The following is a 16,330-nucleotide window of genomic DNA, read 5'->3' as shown; positions in this document are numbered from 1 at the left end:
AATCTCTCTTTAAATTTTGCATAATGTATAAATTTTATCTTAAATTTTATAAAAAAAGGTTAAAATCCGCTTTTGTATTTTATTTTTCAAAAGGTATGAATTTGAAAATTTTAGGTATAGATCCAGGTTCGAGAAATTGTGGTTATGCTATCATAGAAGCTGACAAAGGAAAAAACATTCTCATAGAAGCAGGACTTATAAAGATAAAGCCAAGTACCTTACAGTATCAAATCACAGAGCTTTGCGAGGGTTTGGACTTGATTTTTAAAAATCATTCTTTTGATGAGGTGGCTATAGAAGATATCTTTTTTGCTTACAATCCAAAAACCGTTTTAAAACTCGCACAATTTCGCGGAGCCCTATCTTTAAAAATTCTTCAAATTTATGGAGATTTTGCAGAATACACTCCCTTACAAGTAAAAAAAGCCGTTACAGGAAAAGCCAAAGCAACTAAAGAACAAGTTGCTTTTATGGTAAAAAGGCTTTTAGGACTTAGTAAAGATATCAAGCCTTTGGATATCACAGATGCTATTGCAGTAGCTTTAACCCATGCAGCAAATTTAAGAGTTAGGGTGTGATTTTAGTAATTTTTATTACACAAAAGCCCAAAGCTTCATAAACTCCTAAAATACCTTTAAATTTTTTCTATAAATTTTTTAAAAATTCATAAAAAATTTCAAAAGTTGGAACAGAACTTGCTTGTAAACTTCACATAAACGCAAAAGTTTTTTAAAGCCAAAGCGTTAAATTTTTTTAAAGCAATATTTTATAAAGGATTTAAGATGATGAGATCACTTTGGTCTGGCGTAAGCGGACTACAAGCACATCAAGTTGCGATGGATGTTGAAGGTAATAACATTTCAAATGTTAATACCACTGGTTTTAAATACTCTCGTGCAGATTTTGGGACTATGTTTAGCCAAACTGTGAAAATTGCTACAGCTCCAACTGATGGAAGAGGCGGATCTAATCCACTTCAAATCGGTCTTGGCGTTTCAGTAAGTTCTACAACTAGAATTCATTCTCAAGGTTCAGTTCAAACCACAGATAAAAACACTGACGTTGCTATAAATGGTGATGGTTTTTTTATGGTGAGTGATGATGGGGGGCTTACTCGCTATCTTACAAGGAGTGGGGATTTTAAACTCGATGCTTATGGAAATTTTGTTAATAATGCAGGTTTTGTTGTCCAAGGGTGGAATATCAACTGGGATGATCAAACTATAGATAGTTCAAGAACTCCACAAAATATTTTTATCGATCCCGGTATGCATATCCCTGCAGCGCAATCTACAGAAGTAGCCATCAAAGCGAATTTAAATAGCGGTTTAAATATAGGAACTTCAAGTAGAAATCTTTATGCACTTGATTCTGTTCATGGATGGAATACTAAAACCCAAAGAGCAGAAGATGAAAATGATACAGGAACCACTCAGTTTTATACGACTTCTAAGAATTCTGTAGAAGTGACAGAAAAGGGTGTGGATGCGGGATCACTTTTTAACGCGAAAGGACAAGGACTTAATCTTAGAGATGGACAAGGAATTTGGGTATCTTATGCAGATGCAACATATTCTACCAATAAAGTAGGAGTAAATGCTTTTGATCCAAATTTACAGCAAAATCAAACTGCTGCTTTTTGGGGAACAGCTAATCAAAAAGTGAATTTAGATATAACTTTAAATGGGGTTAGAATTCAAAATGCTGATATTCAAAGTATTGATGATGCTATTGCTTATATCAATACCTTTACTGCACCAACGGATACAAGGGATGGAACAGGTGTAAAAGCGGTTAAAAATAAGGATGGTAGTGGAATTGATTTTGTCAATGATAATGCCGATGGTACTACAGATAATATGAAAAATATCAATCTTGTGGTTGCCAATACCAATACAGCAGGTGAGCTTTGGAATGCTGTATGGGATAACAACAATCAAACATTTACATTTAATAATAATGGTAATGGACAGGCTGGAACACCGACTATTAATAAAAATGGTTCTTCTTTATGGACAGCTACAAATATTACATTTACACCACAACCTCCTCAAGCAGCTACGAATGTTCAGCTTACTGGTGGACTAAATGCACAAATAATAACAGCACATAAATATATTTATAGTTCAAACCCTGTGGATATAGGTCCTATGTATAATCCTGACGGTGGACCAGCATTCCAGCCTGGTGTTAATGCAACTACAAGACCAACTGAACCAGGTTCAGCAGCTTATTGGGATGCTGTTAATGGTGGACTTTTAAATACTAATGTAAGAACTTTTAGAACCACAGAAGATTTAAGAGAACTTTTACAAAGGGATGCTAGATATGGGGTTGATTATGATGGAAGTGGAACTTTTGCTGCAGCTGATATTAATCAAAATATAAAAGTAGTAGTAACGGCAGATGGACATTTTGCTATTTCCAATGCTAATGAACAATCAACTGTTCCACCAAATGCTATTAATGGTGTAGGAAATGCCACTACAACAGATCCAAAAAATATGAGTTTTAATATAACAGCTTATAGTAACAAACAAGGAACTGTAAGTACTAATGATGCTTTCACTGCTATTTTTAAAGCTTTCGATGGTCCTTTGGTTATAGGAAATCAGATCAAAGAAAGCGAGCAACTTAAGCTTTCTGCTTTTTCAGCAGGACTTGAAATTTATGATTCCTTAGGTTCAAAACATACTTTAGAAGTGCAGTTTGTTAAGCAAAGCACCACTCAAGATGGGGGTAATGAATGGCAAATGATTATCCGTGTGCCAGAACCTGCTGAGATCAACACTACAGGCGAAGGACCAAACAATATCATCGTAGGAACAGCAAGATTTAATAATGATGGATCTTTAGCTAGTTATACACCAAGAACGATAAATTTTTCACCAAATAATGGTGCCGCACCAAATCAACAAATCAAACTTTCCTTTGGAACAAGCGGAAGTAATGACGGCCTTGTAAGCTCAAATTCTGCTTCAACTCTAACAGGACAGGCAACTGATGGTTATACTTCAGGTAACTTAAAACCTGATGCTATCCGTGTGGATGACAAAGGTAATATCTTAGGTGAATTTACTAATGGCAAAACCTTTGCTGTAGCAAAAATAGCAATGGCTTCAGTGGCAAATAACTCAGGTCTTGAGGAAATTGGTGGAAATCTTTTTAAAGTCACTGCAAATAGTGGTAATATCGTAGTAGGTGAAGCAGGAACAGGAGGTCGTGGTGAAATGAAAACCTCAGCTCTTGAAATGTCAAATGTGGATTTAAGTCGTTCTTTAACAGAGCTTATTATCATTCAAAGAGGTTATCAAGCAAACTCAAAAACCATTTCAACGAGTGATCAAATGCTCCAAACTCTAATCCAGCTTAAACAATAATTTAAGCTTAGTATTCTATAAAATATTGTTTTTTGCTCCCTTAAAGGGAGCAGCCTTGCTTTACAAGCCTATCTTGGTAGTCTTGTAATACTAGGCTTAGGCTTGAACTGCCTTCAATTTATTGCTAACTCACTCTTGCTAGGGGTGAGTTGCAATAAAATTTTAAGCAATGTGATATAAATTTTTTAAAATTTAATTTTAATTTTATTTTTTAAAGATAGAATAATCAATAATTTTTTAGAAAGGAGAAAAAATGTCTTATATTAGTTTTAACTTAATGCTTTCTTCTTTCTGTATGCGTGCTTGGCACGCTTAATCTACTCGTATATACTCATATTCTATAAATTTACATTTTCAAATAGCCTAGTTTAAAGCCGATAAAAAGCTTTTTAACATTTTTTCATTGACACAATAAGGATAAAAAATGAATTTCAATAAAGAAACTTTAGCATTACACGGAGCTTATAATTTTGATACTCAAAGAAGTATTAGTGTGCCTATATATCAAAACACTGCGTATAATTTTGAAAATTTGGATCAAGCTGCAGCAAGGTTTAATCTTCAAGAACTTGGCAATATTTACTCAAGACTTAGCAATCCTACAAGCGATGTTTTAGGACAAAGACTTGCTAATATCGAAGGAGGGGCTTTTGGAATTCCTGTTGCTAGCGGTATGGCAGCTTGTTTTTATGCTCTTATCAATTTAGCAAGTTCGGGAGATAATGTCGTGTATTCGAACAAAATTTATGGTGGGACTCAAACTTTAATTTCTCACACACTTAAAAATTTTGGCATAGAAGCTAGGGAATTTGATATCGATGATTTAGATAGCTTGGAAAAAGTTATAGATCAAAACACAAAAGCGATTTTTTTCGAAAGTCTTTCAAATCCTCAAATTGCCATAGCTGATATAGAAAAAATAAGCCAAATAGCAAAAAAACATAAAATCGTTAGCATTTGTGATAATACCGTTGCTACTCCTTTCTTACTCCAACCTTTTAAACATGGCGTGGATGTAATCGTGCATAGTTTAAGTAAATATGTAAGCGGTCAAGGCAGTGCTTTGGGTGGAGCACTTATAGAAAGAAAAGATTTAAACGACTTGCTTAAAAATAACGATAGATATAAAGCTTTTAACACTCCTGATCCAAGTTATCATGGACTGAATTTAAATACACTTGATTTGCCGATTTTTAGTATTAGAGTCATCATCACTTGGCTTAGAGATCTAGGAGCTAGCTTAGCACCTCAAAATGCTTGGTTACTTTTACAAGGACTTGAAACCTTGGCAGTGCGTATAGAAAAACACAGTCAAAATGCTGAAAAAGTTGCGAATTTTTTAAATTCTCATCCTGATATCAAGGGCGTAAATTATCCTACTTTAGCAAGTAATGCTTATCATAATTTATTTAAAAAATATTTTGATAAAAATTTTGCTAGCGGGCTTTTAAGCTTTGAAGCTAAAGATTATGAGCATGCTAGAAGAATTTGTGATAAAACTCAACTTTTCTTACTTGCTGCAAATTTGGGTGATAGCAAGTCTTTGATCATCCATCCTGCTTCTACTACTCATTCACAACTAAGCGAAGAAGAACTCCAAAAAGCAGGCATTACGAAAGCTACTATACGCTTAAGCATAGGACTTGAAAATAGCGATGATTTGATAGCGGATTTAAAACAAGCTATAGAAAGTTAAAAGTGTGTTTGCATTGAGTGGAATGAGATAAAAATTCCACCATGCTTTATCATAAATAAGGTTTATTAAATAAAGGAGAAAAAATGCCACTTATTATTCCAGAAAATATACCCGCTTATGAGCTTTTAAAAGAACATGCTTTTATCATGGGATCAAGGAGGGCAAAACATCAAGATATCCGTCCGCAAGAGATTTTAATCATCAATCTTATGCCAAAAAAAATTGAGACAGAAAATCAAATTTTAAGCTTACTTGCAAATTCTCCTTTGCAAGTAAATATCACACTTTTAGCTACTACTAGCTATGTAGGTAAAAACACTCCTTTTACTCATTTAGAAAAATTTTATAAAGGTCTTGATGAGGTTAAAAAACGCAAATTTGATGGTGCTATTGTTACGGGAGCTCCTGTGGAACAAATGGATTTTGAAAAAGTTGCTTACTGGAAAGAATTGTTAGAAATTTTTGATTTTTTAAAGCAAAATGTAACAAGCTCTATGTATATTTGTTGGGGTGCTATGGCTGCTTTAAAACATTTTCATGGCGTAGATAAAATCGCTTTAGATAAGAAAATTTTTGGAATTTATAAGCATGATAAAATTTCACCTGATTTACTTTTAACGAATTTAGATGAAAAGGTTTTAATGCCTCATTCAAGACATTCTAGTATGGATGAAGAGCAAATTTTAGCACTACAAAAACAAGGGAAATTGAAAGTTTTGCTTAGAAATAAAAAAATTGGCTCGGCTTTGTTAAGAGATGAAAAGAATATTTTTATTTTAGGCCATTTAGAGTATTTTAAAGATACTTTACACCAAGAATATGTAAGAGATAATTTCATACAAAAAGCTAAAAATTATTATGATAAAAAGGGCAATATAAAATACAATTGGCGTTCAAATGCGAACACCATCTTTGCAAATTGGCTCAATTATGATGTGTATCAAAGCACACCTTTTGTGCTTTGATGATTTAAACTCTTGTAGTAGGGGTATCGTGATATACGCTTACTGCACCTTTGATATCGCTTAAAATCGCGCAAGCTACCATAGTCGTAACACCTGAAGCAAGTCCTGCTGCGTAAATTCCTTCTTTGATAATCTGTCTCCCGTGATGTTTGAAACAAAATTTGTTTGGTTTTGGCATAAGCTCATGCGGTATTACAAAATCTTCAAGTTCTTTGATATCGCTTTTGTTTGCCCCTGTTGCTACGATGATATAATCTGCTTTTATACCCAAGCCTTGCTCATCATTAACAGTAAAATCTCCTTTTTCTCCGCTTATGCTTACTACTTTTGAATCGATGTATTTTACTTCGAGCATAGAAGCAATTTGTGCTTTTATATGAGTGTAAATTTCATCTGCTTTTGCACCTTTTGGGAAAAAAGGAACATTGTAAATTGCTGCTGCTTTTAAATCTGCTTTACCCTCATCAAAAACAGTGATATCAAAGTCAAGTTCTTCATTTTTAGCTGAAGCGAAAAATAAAGCCGCGCTAAGTCCTGCGATGCTACCGCCTATAATTGCAATTGATTTTCTCATTTTTTTCCTTTTTAAAAATTTGTCTTATTCTAGTATAAAAAGCTTTATTTAATCTAATATCGATCTTTTTTATACAATTTGTTAAAAATGTTTATTTTTCAATTGCTCTAAAAGTAATTTTTTATATAATTTTCTAAAAATTTTTCAATAAGGAAAGCTCATGCGTTATGGTGAAAAAGAAATTAAAGAATTTGATGTAGAAAATATGGAAATTTGGCCTAATGATGCGAAGAATGATTATATTATAAAAATCACCTTACCTGAATTTATGTGTTGTTGTCCGCGTTCGGGTTATCCTGATTTTGCGACGATTTATCTTGAGTATATGCCTGATAAATTTGTGGTTGAGCTTAAAGCGATAAAACTTTATATCAATACTTTTATGTATAGAAATGTTTCACATGAAGCAAGTATCAATGAAATTTATAATACTCTAAAAGACAAACTCAAGCCAAAATGGATTAAAGTTGTGGGGGATTTTAACCCGCGTGGAAATGTGCATACGGTGATAGAATGTCGTAGCGATATGGTAGTGCCAAAATAATATTTAAGTAAAATATTAACATATTTTTATGTAAAGATTAAGTATTTTATAAAAAATTCTTATTTAATCTTTGAAGAATATATAATATAAAAAGATCTAAATTTTTTAGATCGAATTTTATTATAAGGAGTTAGGTTATGAATAAAAAATTATTAAGCATTATCGCAAGTGCTACTTTGTTTTCAAATTTGGCTTTAGCAGATGAGAATTCTGGTTTTTTTATAGGTGCTGATGCAGCTTGGATGCATGCTCAAGTAAAAAGTGAGTTAAAACATAAGAATACAAAGCAAAATTTTAATGGAGATATTTCAGGTAATATACCATCGTTTGGTCTAAAACTTGGATATCGTTTAAATGAAAATCATAGAATTTATGCTGGTTATAATTATTCTGATGAATTTAGTGATTTTATCAAAACTCCTAAAATTCAAATCGAAGGTGATTTTGCTACACATAAATTTTTAACAGGTTATGATTTTACTCCTAAGCTTTTTGAAAAAACCAGAGCTGTTTTAGGTGTGTATGGAGGATATGCAAGAACAGATCTTACCTTAAAAACAAGCTTTTTATCTTTGTCGCAAAATTTTGACGGTTATTTTTATGGAGCGAAAATAGGTGCTTTATATGATTTGACACCACATAATGAAATAGAATTAGGCTTTAAAGCAGAGCAAATTCATTATAATTCTAGAAATTTTTATCAAAATAAAGTGGGTTCAAACTTTTACGATCCTAAACAAACAAATTATGGTGTATATTTAGGATATAATTATAAATTTTAATCTAATGCAAGTTTTTATAACTTGCATTAATGAAATCAACCTCCACCGATAAAGTATTTTTCAACATCATCAAGTAGTTTTTCACAAATTTGAGAATCTGTATTTTTTTCTACTACAAGATTGATATAAGTTTTAGTATCTCTGAAACTTCCTGCTGATTTTGAATTTTCACGAGTGAGTTTTTGATTCTCTTTAGTATATTCTATAGTGATGTTAAATTTTAGAGCAGCACTTGCTTCACCTAAATTCGTTTTTACTACCACATTCATTTTAGAAGCTTTAGCAAGTGTAGCTTGGGTTTTGTTTATGATCTCTTTAAAGCGTTGGCAAGATCGTATAAGTGTAGCGATAAATTTGTTATCAAGTCCTTCATAAGCTACTTTGAGTTTATTTTTGATATCTTTTGTACTTTCTTTTTCAGGGGCAACAAAAACCATATAAAAACCATTTTTTATAGTCACATTGTCTGTTTTTACATCGCGTCCACTTGACATAACTTTAACATAAATGGCATTATCAAGATAAACACGATCTACCATAGGCCCATAAATTTCGTATTCTTTTTTTCGGACTATGACTTCACGAGCTAGGACATTTAATTTCACATTGGCTTCGTGGATAACAGGTTCCATTTCTTTTTTAATCTCTAAGAGTTCTTTTAACATCAACTTCCTTTTTGTTACTTAAAATTACAATTATATCAATAATTTTCTTAATTTAAGAATTTTACAAACACATTTACTAAAAATATGATACATTAAGTATTAATTTTAACAAAGGAGGAAAAGATGAAACAAATTTTTGAAATTTCAAATTCAGTTCAACAAAAAAGTAAAGACAATACTTTTAATCTGCTACTGCAACTTTCACTCTAAAACTCAATTTTATTTTTAATCATTTTTTACATTTTTAATTTTTTATTGTTGTTGTTAAGTTTTTGAATTTTTAATTCATTCAGTCTGTTTGGTTTTAAAGGATTAAATCATGAAAGATAATAAAATCATAATCTTTGATACCACTTTGCGAGATGGAGAACAAGCTTTAGGCAGTTCTTTGGGTATCAATCAAAAATTACAAATCGCTTTAGCGCTTGAAAATTTAGGCGTAGATGTTATAGAAGCAGGTTTTCCGGTATCTTCACAAGGGGATTTTAAAGCGGTGCAAAAGATCGCTTCTAAGGTTAAAAACTCAACTATTTGTGCACTTTCTAGAGCATTGGATAAAGATATAGATATGGCTTATGAAGCTTTAAAAGTGGCAAAGCATTTTAGAATTCATACTTTTATAGCCACTTCGACTTTGCATATGCAAGATAAATTAAAAAAAGATTTTGATGAAATTTTGTCTATGGCAAAAAGAGCGATTATAAGAGCAAGATCTTATACTGATGATGTAGAATTTTCATGCGAAGATGCAGGAAGAACGCCTATAGATAATCTTTGTTTTATGGTGGAAAATGCGATAAAAGCAGGTGCTAAAACTATAAATATCCCAGATACCGTAGGCTATACTCTGCCAAGCGAATTTGCTAATATCATCAAAATTTTATTTAACAAAGTGCCAAATATAGACAAAGCTATCATTTCTGTGCATTGTCACAATGACTTAGGTATGGCAACGGGCAATAGTTTAAGTGCTATTTTACAAGGTGCAAGACAGATAGAGTGCACTATAAATGGACTTGGCGAAAGGGCGGGCAATTGTGCTTTAGAAGAAGTGGTTATGGCGATAAAAACTAGAAAAGATTATTTAAAAGGTTTTTATACTGATATTAAATGTGAAAATATCTTTAAAACTTCAAAATTGGTTTCAGCTATCACTAATGAAAGCATACCTTCACATAAAGCTATAGTGGGTAGCAATGCGTTTTCTCATAGTTCAGGCATTCATCAAGATGGAGTGCTTAAAAATAGGCAAACTTACGAGATCATAAGCCCTAGTGCCATAGGAATTCATGAAAATCGTATGTTAATGACAGCAAGAAGTGGAAGGGCTATGATAAAAACTTGCCTTGAAAATTTAGGCTATGATGAAAATACTTATAATTTAGATGATGTTTATGAGCGTTTTTTACGCCTTGCGGATAAAAAGGGTCAAGTATATGATTATGATTTAGAAGCTTTGATGTTTTTAAGTTATGAGAGTGAAGAAGAAAATGAATTTGTGCTTGAAAAATTAAGTGTGATCAGTGGAAATATCCCAACTGCTTGTGTTTGTATGCGTATCAAAGAAGAGCTAAAAACTGAAGCTTGCACAGGAAATGGTCCTGTTGAAGCAGTTTTTAACTGCATTGCTAGGATAACGAATTTAAAGCCTGCGCTAAAAGCTTATAGTATCAATGCAAAAAGTTCAGGAGTAGATGCTCAAGGGCAAGTGGATGTAGATTTGGAATTTAAAGGGAGAAAATTCCATGGAAAAGGACTTTCAACAGATGTGATAGAAGCTTCAGCACAAGCTTTTGTGAGTGCTTACAATGCGATTTATCGCTCTTTAAAAGTAGAAGAAAGGAAAATGGCATGAAAACTTATAAAGTAGCTGTTTTAGCAGGAGATGGCATAGGGCCTTTGGTGATGAAAGAGGCTTTAAAAATTTTAACTTTTATCGCACAAAAATACAATTTTAGTTTTGAATTTAATGAAGCTAAAATAGGCGGTGCAAGTATAGATGCTTATGGAGTGGCTTTAAGTGATGAAACTTTAAAGCTTTGTGAGCAAAGTGATGCGATTTTATTTGGTTCTGTGGGTGGGCCTAAATGGGATAATTTGCCCATAGATCAAAGACCTGAAAGAGCCTCGCTTTTGCCTTTAAGAAAGCATTTTAATTTGTTTGCAAATTTGCGTCCTTGTAAAATTTATGAAAGTTTAACCCATGCTTCACCTTTAAAAAATGAGATTATCCAAAAAGGAGTGGATATTTTATGTGTTAGAGAGCTTACAGGTGGGATTTATTTTGGTAAGCAGGATTTAGGTAAAGAAAGTGCGTATGATACTGAAATTTACACTAAAAAAGAGATAGAAAGGATAGCTCGTATCGCTTTTGAAAGTGCAAGAATAAGAAAGAAAAAAGTCCATTTAATCGACAAGGCGAATGTTTTAGCAAGTTCTATTTTGTGGCGAGAAGTGGTGGCAAATGTTGCAAAAGATTATCAAGATATAAACTTAGAGTACATGTATGTGGATAATGCTGCGATGCAGATTGTAAAAAATCCTAGCATTTTTGATGTTATGCTTTGTTCAAATCTTTTTGGTGATATTTTGAGTGATGAGTTAGCTGCCATTAATGGATCTTTGGGTTTGTTAAGTTCAGCAAGTTTGAATGATAAAGGTTTTGGACTTTATGAGCCAGCAGGTGGAAGTGCGCCTGATATAGCTCATTTAAATATAGCCAATCCCATAGCTCAAATTTTAAGTGCGGCTTTGATGTTAAAGTATAGTTTCAAAGAAGAACAAGCCGCACAGGATATAGAAAATGCTATATCTTTGGCATTGGCACAAGGAAAAATGACTAAGGATTTAAATGCTAAGTCGTATTTAAATACCGATGAAATGGGGGATTGTATTTTAGAAATTTTAAAGGAGAATGACAATGGCTAAAACTTTATATGAAAAAGTCTTTGATTCTCATGTGGTTTATGAAGGCAAAAACGAACTTCCTATACTTTATATCGATAGACATTTAATCCATGAAGTAACAAGCCCTCAAGCATTTTCAGGGCTTAAAATGGCTAAGCGTAGAATGGCAAGAGCGGATTTAACTTTGGCTACTATAGATCATGATGTTTCAACTAAAAGTATGGATTTAAATGCTTGTTCTGATATGGCAAAAGAGCAAATTACAACTTTGATGCAAAATACTAAGGAATTTGGAGTAAGGCTTTTAGGACTTGGAGATAAAAATCAAGGCATAGTTCATATAGTAGGTCCTGAGCTTGGCTTTACTTTACCTGGGATTACTTTAGTTTGCGGGGATTCTCATACGGCAACACATGGGGCTTTTGGAGCTTTAGCCTTTGGTATAGGCACGAGTGAAGTAGAGCATGTCATGGCAACGCAAACTTTAAAACAAGCCAAACTTAAAACTATGAAAATCGAATGTAAAGGGCAGTTTCAAAAAGGCGTTTATACTAAGGATTTGATTTTGTATTTGATCGCACAATACGGCACAGCAAAAGGCACAGGCTATGCTATAGAATTTTGCGGAGAACTTATAAGAAATCTAAGCATGGAAGCTAGAATGACTCTTTGTAATATGGCTATAGAATTTGGAGCGAAAGTAGGTATGATAGCTCCTGATGAGATCACTTTTGAGTATATTAAGGGAAAGGAATTTGCACCTAAAGGAGAAGAATTTCAAAAGTATTGTGAGTATTGGAAGAGTTTAAGAAGTGATGAAGGAGCAAAATATGATGCGAGTATTACTCTAGATGTAAGCAAGATAAAACCACAAATTAGCTATGGAACAAATCCTTCGCAAGTGATTGGCATAGATGAAAAAATTCCAAAAATAAGTGATTTTAAAAATCAAAGCGAGCAAAAATCTTTGCTTGATGCTTTATATTATGTAAATTTAGAGCAAGATCAAGTTATAGAAGGGGTAAAAATCGACATTGTATTTATAGGATCTTGCACAAATGGGCGTTTAGAAGATCTTAAAATAGCTGCTGATATCTTAAAAGGGCGCAAAATTCATAAAAATGTTAAAGCTTTAATCGTGCCTGGTTCAATGCAAGTAAGAAAAGAAGCTGAAAATTTAGGACTTGATAAGATTTTTATCGAGGCAGGGTGTGAGTGGAGATATGCAGGGTGTTCTATGTGTCTTGGTATGAATGATGACAAAGCAAATTCAGGTCAAAGAGTTGCTTCAACTTCAAATCGTAACTTTGTAGGCAGACAAGGTAAAGGTTCTATCACTCATTTGATGAGTCCTGCAAGTGCAGCAGCTTGTGCCATAGAAGGTGTTATTTGTGATAATAGAAAGTATTTAGGAGTTTAATATGCAAAAATTTATTATACACAAAGGTATAGCTTGTCCTTTAGAATATGCCAATATAGACACAGATCAAATTATACCTAAGCAATTTTTACTTGCAGTGTCTAAGCAAGGTTTTGGCAAGCATTTGTTCCATGATTTGCGTTATTTAGATGATAAAGAAAGTGTTTTAAATATGGATTTTAATCTCAATAAAAAAGAATATCAAAATAGCTCTATTTTGGTGAGTTTTGAAAATTTTGGTAGTGGCTCTTCAAGAGAGCATGCGCCTTGGGCTTTGGTTGATTATGGTATTAGAGCTATTATCGCACCTTCTTTTGCGGATATTTTTAAAAACAATGCCTTAGGAAACGGTTTGCTCACTATAGAACTTGCTAAAGATGAGGTTTTGGAAATAGTTGATGAGTTAAAAAAATCCCAAGATAAAAATATAGAAATTTCTTTGTTGGAAAAAAGAGTATTTTTTAAAGATAAGATTTTTTCTTTTGATTTAGATGATTTTCACAGAATTTGTCTTTTGGAAGGGCTTGATAATATAGCTTTAACTTTAAAACATGAAGCACAAATCAAAGCCTATGAAAAAAACTCAAAAAGCTTTTTGGTTTAGAATTTTTTCATAAGCTAAAAAAGGATCTTGGTAATTAGGTATGTCAAAGTTTCCACAAAAATTAAAATCAAGCTTTTTAAAAAGCGAATTCATAGGAAAATTTTTACTATGAGTATCTGCTCTTAAACTTGCCTTGTGATTTTCCAAGGCAAAATTTTCGCAAAAATTTAAAAGTTTTTGTGCCACGCCTTTGCCTTTTGCATTTTGTTTGACAGCTAAACGGTGTAGATAAAAGGCTTTATCATCATAATTTTTGTTAAAAATAACTTGTTTGTAAAATTCAGGTTTAAATTTTTCATTGATACAGATAAAGCCTAAAATTTCATCATTTTCTTTAAACACATAAAGTTCTTGTGCTTGTATATCTTCTTGAAAAACTATTTCATTTGGATAATTCTCATCCCATTGGTGAAAATTCATAGTTTTCATAGCATTTAAAGCATCTTTTGTGATTTCAAGTATAGAATTTAAATCTTTATTGACGGCTTTTTGTATGATAGTGTTTTGCATGATAATCCTTTGTATAAGGAAGGGTGATGGTGGCTCCGATTGGACTTGAACCAACGGCCACTACCATGTCAAGGTAGTGCTCTACCAGCTGAGCTACGGAACCATATGGTGGAGCATAGCGGGTTCGAACCGCTGACCCCAACGCTGCCAGCGTTGTGCTCTCCCAGCTGAGCTAATGCCCCAAATGAAGTTTGTATTATAACTTAGTTTGCCTTAAAGTTTATTTGATGGCAGACAGGAAGGGATTCGAACCCTCGAAAGCTTGCACTTTACACGCGTTCCAGGCGTGCTCCTTCAACCGCTCGGACACCTGTCTATGAAATAAAGCGTTCATTATATCTATAAAAGCTTTAAAAATAAAGAAATTTTTTAAATATTGAAAATAAAATTATTTTTTTTAAAAATCAGAAAATTTTTAGTAAAAAGTAGTATAATTATATTTTTATTTTTAGTCAGGGTAGCTCAGCTGGTTAGAGCGCTGGTCTCATAAGCCGGAGGTCGGGAGTTCAAGTCTCCCCCTTGACACCATTAAATGTAATAATTATTTTTTTTCTTTTGTTACTACAAAAACAATTCCACCAAAACCTATAATTACAACAGTTGTTATAAAAATGATTTCGAAAATATCTAACATCGTCATTGTTCTTTTGCCCTTTCTTTAAGCTGTCCACAAGCAGCTGAGATATCAAGTCCTTTACTTTCTCTTATAGTACAAGTTACACCTTTATTACTTAGTAAATCTTGGAATTTAATCGCATTTTCTAAACTAGGGCGTTTATATAAACTTCCTTCATGTGGATTAAAGAGTATTAAATTCACTTTGGCTTTAATGCCATTTAAAAGCTTGACTAATTCTTTAGCGTGTTCAAGCTTATCATTGATACCATCAATTAAAAGATATTCAAACATCACTCTTTTTCTTTGATCTATAGGAAATTCACGCACCGCATCCATAATCGCAGCGATATTATAAGCTTTATTGATAGGCATAAGTTCGGTTCGAAGCTCATCATTAACCGCGTGCAATGATATAGCAAGTAAAACACCTAAGTTCATTTGACCTAATTCTTTGATTTGTTTTGCTAAACCACTAGTGCTGATGGTTTGACGGCGGGGACTTATGGCAAGCCCCTCATTTTGTGCTAAAATTTTTACCGCTTTAGAAACATTTTTAAGATTATCCAAAGGCTCGCCCATACCCATATATACTATATTTATACGGCGTTCATAAGGGATATTGTTTTGTTTTTTGATCCATAAAATTTGTCCGACTATCTCACCTGCACTTAAATTTCTTTTCAAACCACCCTTGGCAGTAAGACAAAAACTACATCCACTTTTACAACCTACTTGAGAAGAAACACAGATAGTATATCTCGCATGAGAAATTCTTTTGCCTTCTGCGTCTATTTTTTCTTCTTTCATAGGCAAAAGCACACTTTCTATCCTTAAACCATCAACGAGTTCAAAAAGATATTTTATACTTCCATCTTTACTTTGCTCATTTTTAACGCATTTTACAGGAGAAAAATGAAAATTTTGCGCAAGTTCTAAACGCAAATCTTTTGGCAAACTTGACATATCGGAAAAATTATTGGCATATTTTTGATAAATCCATTGATAAATTTGTTTCACGCGAAACATCGGTTTGATTTTTTCTCCTAATTCTTCAGGTAAAAAATCTAAAATATTAACAAGCTCTTTCAAAATTATTTTCCTTTTTGAATTTTTAAATATAATGATATTTTTTTAAGTATTCTTCTAAGTTTTCTTTTGCCTTTTGATGATTTTTTATAAAATCTTCGTGAGCGTTTTCATTACAAAAATTTGTTGCACACAAAATACACTCTGCATCAATATTTAAATTTTTAGCTACGCTCAAAACAGAAAAGGCTTCCATATTTTCTGCAAAAAAACCTAATTTTGAAAATTCTTTTGCCGCTTTTGAATTTTGACAAATATAATTTGAAGAATTGATTTTTATTGTTTCACGAGAAACATTTTCTTTTTCTAAGCAAATTTCATATTTTGCAGGAGTATAAAATGCATGTGAAATTTTAGAAAATTCTACATTAAAAGCGTGCGAACTTCTATAAATTTCTAAAATCTCTCCCTTATCATAAAGCCCACAAGTTCCTATAAATATAAGTTTTGATGGTTTTTCTTTGAAGCAAAGTTGACTCAAATGAAAAGCTGATTCAACCAAACCTATGCCTATAGCTTTTGCAAAAGAAAAATTTTCATTTCCACCCGCACAAATAATCATTTTGATCCTTATGAAAT

At 32.7% G+C, this 16,330-nt stretch carries 16 protein-coding genes and 4 tRNA genes; 11 read left to right on the top strand and 9 right to left on the bottom strand.

Annotated elements, in window-relative coordinates; translation table 11 throughout:
• The first annotated feature begins 95 nt into the window (after window positions 1-95).
• The 4 genes from ruvC to metA all read left to right on the top strand — a co-directional run bounded on the left by ruvC (window position 96) and on the right by metA (window position 6,041).
• Window positions 96-578, top strand: a complete 483-nt coding sequence (ruvC, locus tag FBE87_RS08765) for a crossover junction endodeoxyribonuclease RuvC (RefSeq protein ID WP_100626290.1) — start codon at window positions 96-98, stop codon at window positions 576-578.
• Between the two features lie 204 nt (window positions 579-782).
• The gene (gene flgE / locus FBE87_RS08760; protein ID WP_002874205.1) at window positions 783-3,380 is read left to right on the top strand and encodes a flagellar hook protein FlgE; all 2,598 of its coding nucleotides are present in this window, start codon (window positions 783-785) and stop codon (window positions 3,378-3,380) included.
• 424 nt (window positions 3,381-3,804) lie between these two features.
• Window positions 3,805-5,076: an O-acetylhomoserine aminocarboxypropyltransferase/cysteine synthase gene (locus tag FBE87_RS08755; protein ID WP_002864798.1), complete on the top strand. Its 1,272-nt coding sequence runs from the start codon at window positions 3,805-3,807 to the stop codon at window positions 5,074-5,076.
• A gap of 83 nt (window positions 5,077-5,159) precedes the next feature.
• Window positions 5,160-6,041 (top strand): homoserine O-succinyltransferase, encoded by an 882-nt coding sequence (gene metA / locus FBE87_RS08750; protein ID WP_002789808.1) that lies wholly within the window; start codon window positions 5,160-5,162, stop codon window positions 6,039-6,041.
• 4 nt (window positions 6,042-6,045) lie between these two features.
• Here the strand turns inward: metA and FBE87_RS08745 are convergent, their stop codons facing one another.
• Window positions 6,046-6,615, bottom strand: coding sequence for an NAD(P)/FAD-dependent oxidoreductase (locus FBE87_RS08745; protein WP_168977249.1), 570 nt, complete (start codon window positions 6,613-6,615; stop codon window positions 6,046-6,048).
• Window positions 6,616-6,775: 160 nt separating this feature from the next.
• Between FBE87_RS08745 and queF the strand changes: the two genes are divergently transcribed.
• Together queF and FBE87_RS08735 are read left to right on the top strand one after the other, a co-directional pair.
• Window positions 6,776-7,159 carry a preQ(1) synthase gene (queF, locus tag FBE87_RS08740; RefSeq protein WP_002834281.1) on the top strand — a complete coding sequence of 128 codons (384 nt, stop codon included), beginning with the start codon at window positions 6,776-6,778 and terminating at the stop codon, window positions 7,157-7,159.
• Between the two features lie 137 nt (window positions 7,160-7,296).
• Complete coding sequence (locus tag FBE87_RS08735) at window positions 7,297-7,941, top strand: outer membrane beta-barrel protein (RefSeq protein WP_002859716.1); 645 nt, start codon at window positions 7,297-7,299, stop codon at window positions 7,939-7,941.
• A 35-nt stretch (window positions 7,942-7,976) separates the two neighbouring features.
• Here FBE87_RS08735 and FBE87_RS08730 read toward each other — a convergent pair whose 3' ends face one another.
• Complete coding sequence (locus FBE87_RS08730; protein WP_002853105.1) at window positions 7,977-8,606, bottom strand: hypothetical protein; 630 nt, start codon at window positions 8,604-8,606, stop codon at window positions 7,977-7,979.
• A gap of 319 nt (window positions 8,607-8,925) precedes the next feature.
• Here FBE87_RS08730 and leuA point away from each other — a divergent pair, with 319 nt between their 5' ends.
• From leuA to leuD, 4 genes are read left to right on the top strand one after another with little or no spacing between them, the layout of a single operon-like run.
• Window positions 8,926-10,461 (top strand): 2-isopropylmalate synthase, encoded by a 1,536-nt coding sequence (gene leuA, locus FBE87_RS08725; RefSeq protein WP_002853134.1) that lies wholly within the window; start codon window positions 8,926-8,928, stop codon window positions 10,459-10,461.
• On the top strand, window positions 10,458-11,534 hold the full coding sequence (leuB, locus tag FBE87_RS08720) for a 3-isopropylmalate dehydrogenase (protein WP_002858793.1): 1,077 nt from the start codon (window positions 10,458-10,460) through the stop codon (window positions 11,532-11,534). Before leuA ends, leuB begins: the two co-directional genes overlap by 4 nt.
• The gene (gene leuC, locus FBE87_RS08715) at window positions 11,521-12,933 is read left to right on the top strand and encodes a 3-isopropylmalate dehydratase large subunit (RefSeq protein ID WP_168977248.1); all 1,413 of its coding nucleotides are present in this window, start codon (window positions 11,521-11,523) and stop codon (window positions 12,931-12,933) included. Before leuB ends, leuC begins: the two co-directional genes overlap by 14 nt.
• A 1-nt stretch (window position 12,934) precedes the next feature.
• A complete protein-coding gene (gene leuD, locus FBE87_RS08710) occupies window positions 12,935-13,537 on the top strand; it encodes a 3-isopropylmalate dehydratase small subunit (RefSeq protein ID WP_002853150.1) in 603 nt (200 codons plus the stop codon).
• Here leuD and FBE87_RS08705 read toward each other — a convergent pair.
• The 4 genes from FBE87_RS08705 to FBE87_RS08690 form a co-directional block, all read right to left on the bottom strand.
• Complete coding sequence (locus FBE87_RS08705) at window positions 13,517-14,047, bottom strand: GNAT family N-acetyltransferase (protein ID WP_002853140.1); 531 nt, start codon at window positions 14,045-14,047, stop codon at window positions 13,517-13,519. The genes leuD and FBE87_RS08705 overlap by 21 nt on opposite strands.
• Window positions 14,048-14,074: 27 nt before the next feature.
• Window positions 14,075-14,150 (bottom strand) — tRNA-Val (locus FBE87_RS08700).
• Between the two features lie 3 nt (window positions 14,151-14,153).
• Window positions 14,154-14,229 (bottom strand) — tRNA-Ala (locus FBE87_RS08695).
• Window positions 14,230-14,275: 46 nt separating this feature from the next.
• Window positions 14,276-14,363, bottom strand: a tRNA-Ser gene (locus FBE87_RS08690).
• A 135-nt stretch (window positions 14,364-14,498) separates the two neighbouring features.
• Here FBE87_RS08690 and FBE87_RS08685 point away from each other — a divergent pair.
• Window positions 14,499-14,575 (top strand) — tRNA-Met (locus tag FBE87_RS08685).
• Window positions 14,576-14,588: 13 nt separating this feature from the next.
• Here FBE87_RS08685 and FBE87_RS08680 read toward each other — a convergent pair.
• Genes FBE87_RS08680 through FBE87_RS08670 form a run of 3 tightly spaced genes read right to left on the bottom strand, consistent with a single transcriptional unit; the run spans window position 14,589 to window position 16,313 of the window.
• Entirely contained in the window at window positions 14,589-14,687 is a 99-nt protein-coding gene (locus FBE87_RS08680) for a hypothetical protein (RefSeq protein ID WP_002860136.1), read from the bottom strand.
• Entirely contained in the window at window positions 14,684-15,754 is a 1,071-nt protein-coding gene (gene rlmN / locus FBE87_RS08675) for a 23S rRNA (adenine(2503)-C(2))-methyltransferase RlmN (RefSeq protein ID WP_100621864.1), read from the bottom strand. The genes FBE87_RS08680 and rlmN overlap by 4 nt, the downstream gene beginning before the upstream one ends.
• Window positions 15,755-15,776: 22 nt before the next feature.
• Window positions 15,777-16,313, bottom strand: coding sequence for a purine-nucleoside phosphorylase (locus FBE87_RS08670; RefSeq protein WP_002853142.1), 537 nt, complete (start codon window positions 16,311-16,313; stop codon window positions 15,777-15,779).
• Between the last annotated feature and the right edge of the window lie 17 nt (window positions 16,314-16,330).

It is taken from the genome of Campylobacter sp. CFSAN093246 (assembly GCF_012889415.1).
In the GTDB taxonomy this organism is placed as follows: Bacteria; Campylobacterota; Campylobacteria; order Campylobacterales; family Campylobacteraceae; genus Campylobacter_D; species Campylobacter_D jejuni.
Note: the sequence above shows the minus strand (reverse complement) of the source record. Positions and strands in the feature narration are given on the sequence as shown.

What these genes read in the sequence shown, in the direction of transcription:
- FBE87_RS08705 (WP_002853140.1), bottom strand. Translation starts at nt 14,047, where the DNA reads ATGCAAAACACTATCATACAAAAAGCCGTCAATAAAGATTTAAATTCT.
- queF (WP_002834281.1), top strand. Translation starts at nt 6,776, where the DNA reads ATGCGTTATGGTGAAAAAGAAATTAAAGAATTTGATGTAGAAAATATG.
- FBE87_RS08670 (WP_002853142.1), bottom strand. Translation starts at nt 16,313, where the DNA reads ATGATTATTTGTGCGGGTGGAAATGAAAATTTTTCTTTTGCAAAAGCT.
- FBE87_RS08755 (WP_002864798.1), top strand. Translation starts at nt 3,805, where the DNA reads ATGAATTTCAATAAAGAAACTTTAGCATTACACGGAGCTTATAATTTT.
- leuB (WP_002858793.1), top strand. Translation starts at nt 10,458, where the DNA reads ATGAAAACTTATAAAGTAGCTGTTTTAGCAGGAGATGGCATAGGGCCT.
- leuA (WP_002853134.1), top strand. Translation starts at nt 8,926, where the DNA reads ATGAAAGATAATAAAATCATAATCTTTGATACCACTTTGCGAGATGGA.
- flgE (WP_002874205.1), top strand. Translation starts at nt 783, where the DNA reads ATGATGAGATCACTTTGGTCTGGCGTAAGCGGACTACAAGCACATCAA.
- ruvC (WP_100626290.1), top strand. Translation starts at nt 96, where the DNA reads ATGAATTTGAAAATTTTAGGTATAGATCCAGGTTCGAGAAATTGTGGT.
- FBE87_RS08680 (WP_002860136.1), bottom strand. Translation starts at nt 14,687, where the DNA reads ATGACGATGTTAGATATTTTCGAAATCATTTTTATAACAACTGTTGTA.
- FBE87_RS08745 (WP_168977249.1), bottom strand. Translation starts at nt 6,615, where the DNA reads ATGAGAAAATCAATTGCAATTATAGGCGGTAGCATCGCAGGACTTAGC.
- FBE87_RS08730 (WP_002853105.1), bottom strand. Translation starts at nt 8,606, where the DNA reads ATGTTAAAAGAACTCTTAGAGATTAAAAAAGAAATGGAACCTGTTATC.
- FBE87_RS08735 (WP_002859716.1), top strand. Translation starts at nt 7,297, where the DNA reads ATGAATAAAAAATTATTAAGCATTATCGCAAGTGCTACTTTGTTTTCA.
- leuC (WP_168977248.1), top strand. Translation starts at nt 11,521, where the DNA reads ATGACAATGGCTAAAACTTTATATGAAAAAGTCTTTGATTCTCATGTG.
- metA (WP_002789808.1), top strand. Translation starts at nt 5,160, where the DNA reads ATGCCACTTATTATTCCAGAAAATATACCCGCTTATGAGCTTTTAAAA.
- leuD (WP_002853150.1), top strand. Translation starts at nt 12,935, where the DNA reads ATGCAAAAATTTATTATACACAAAGGTATAGCTTGTCCTTTAGAATAT.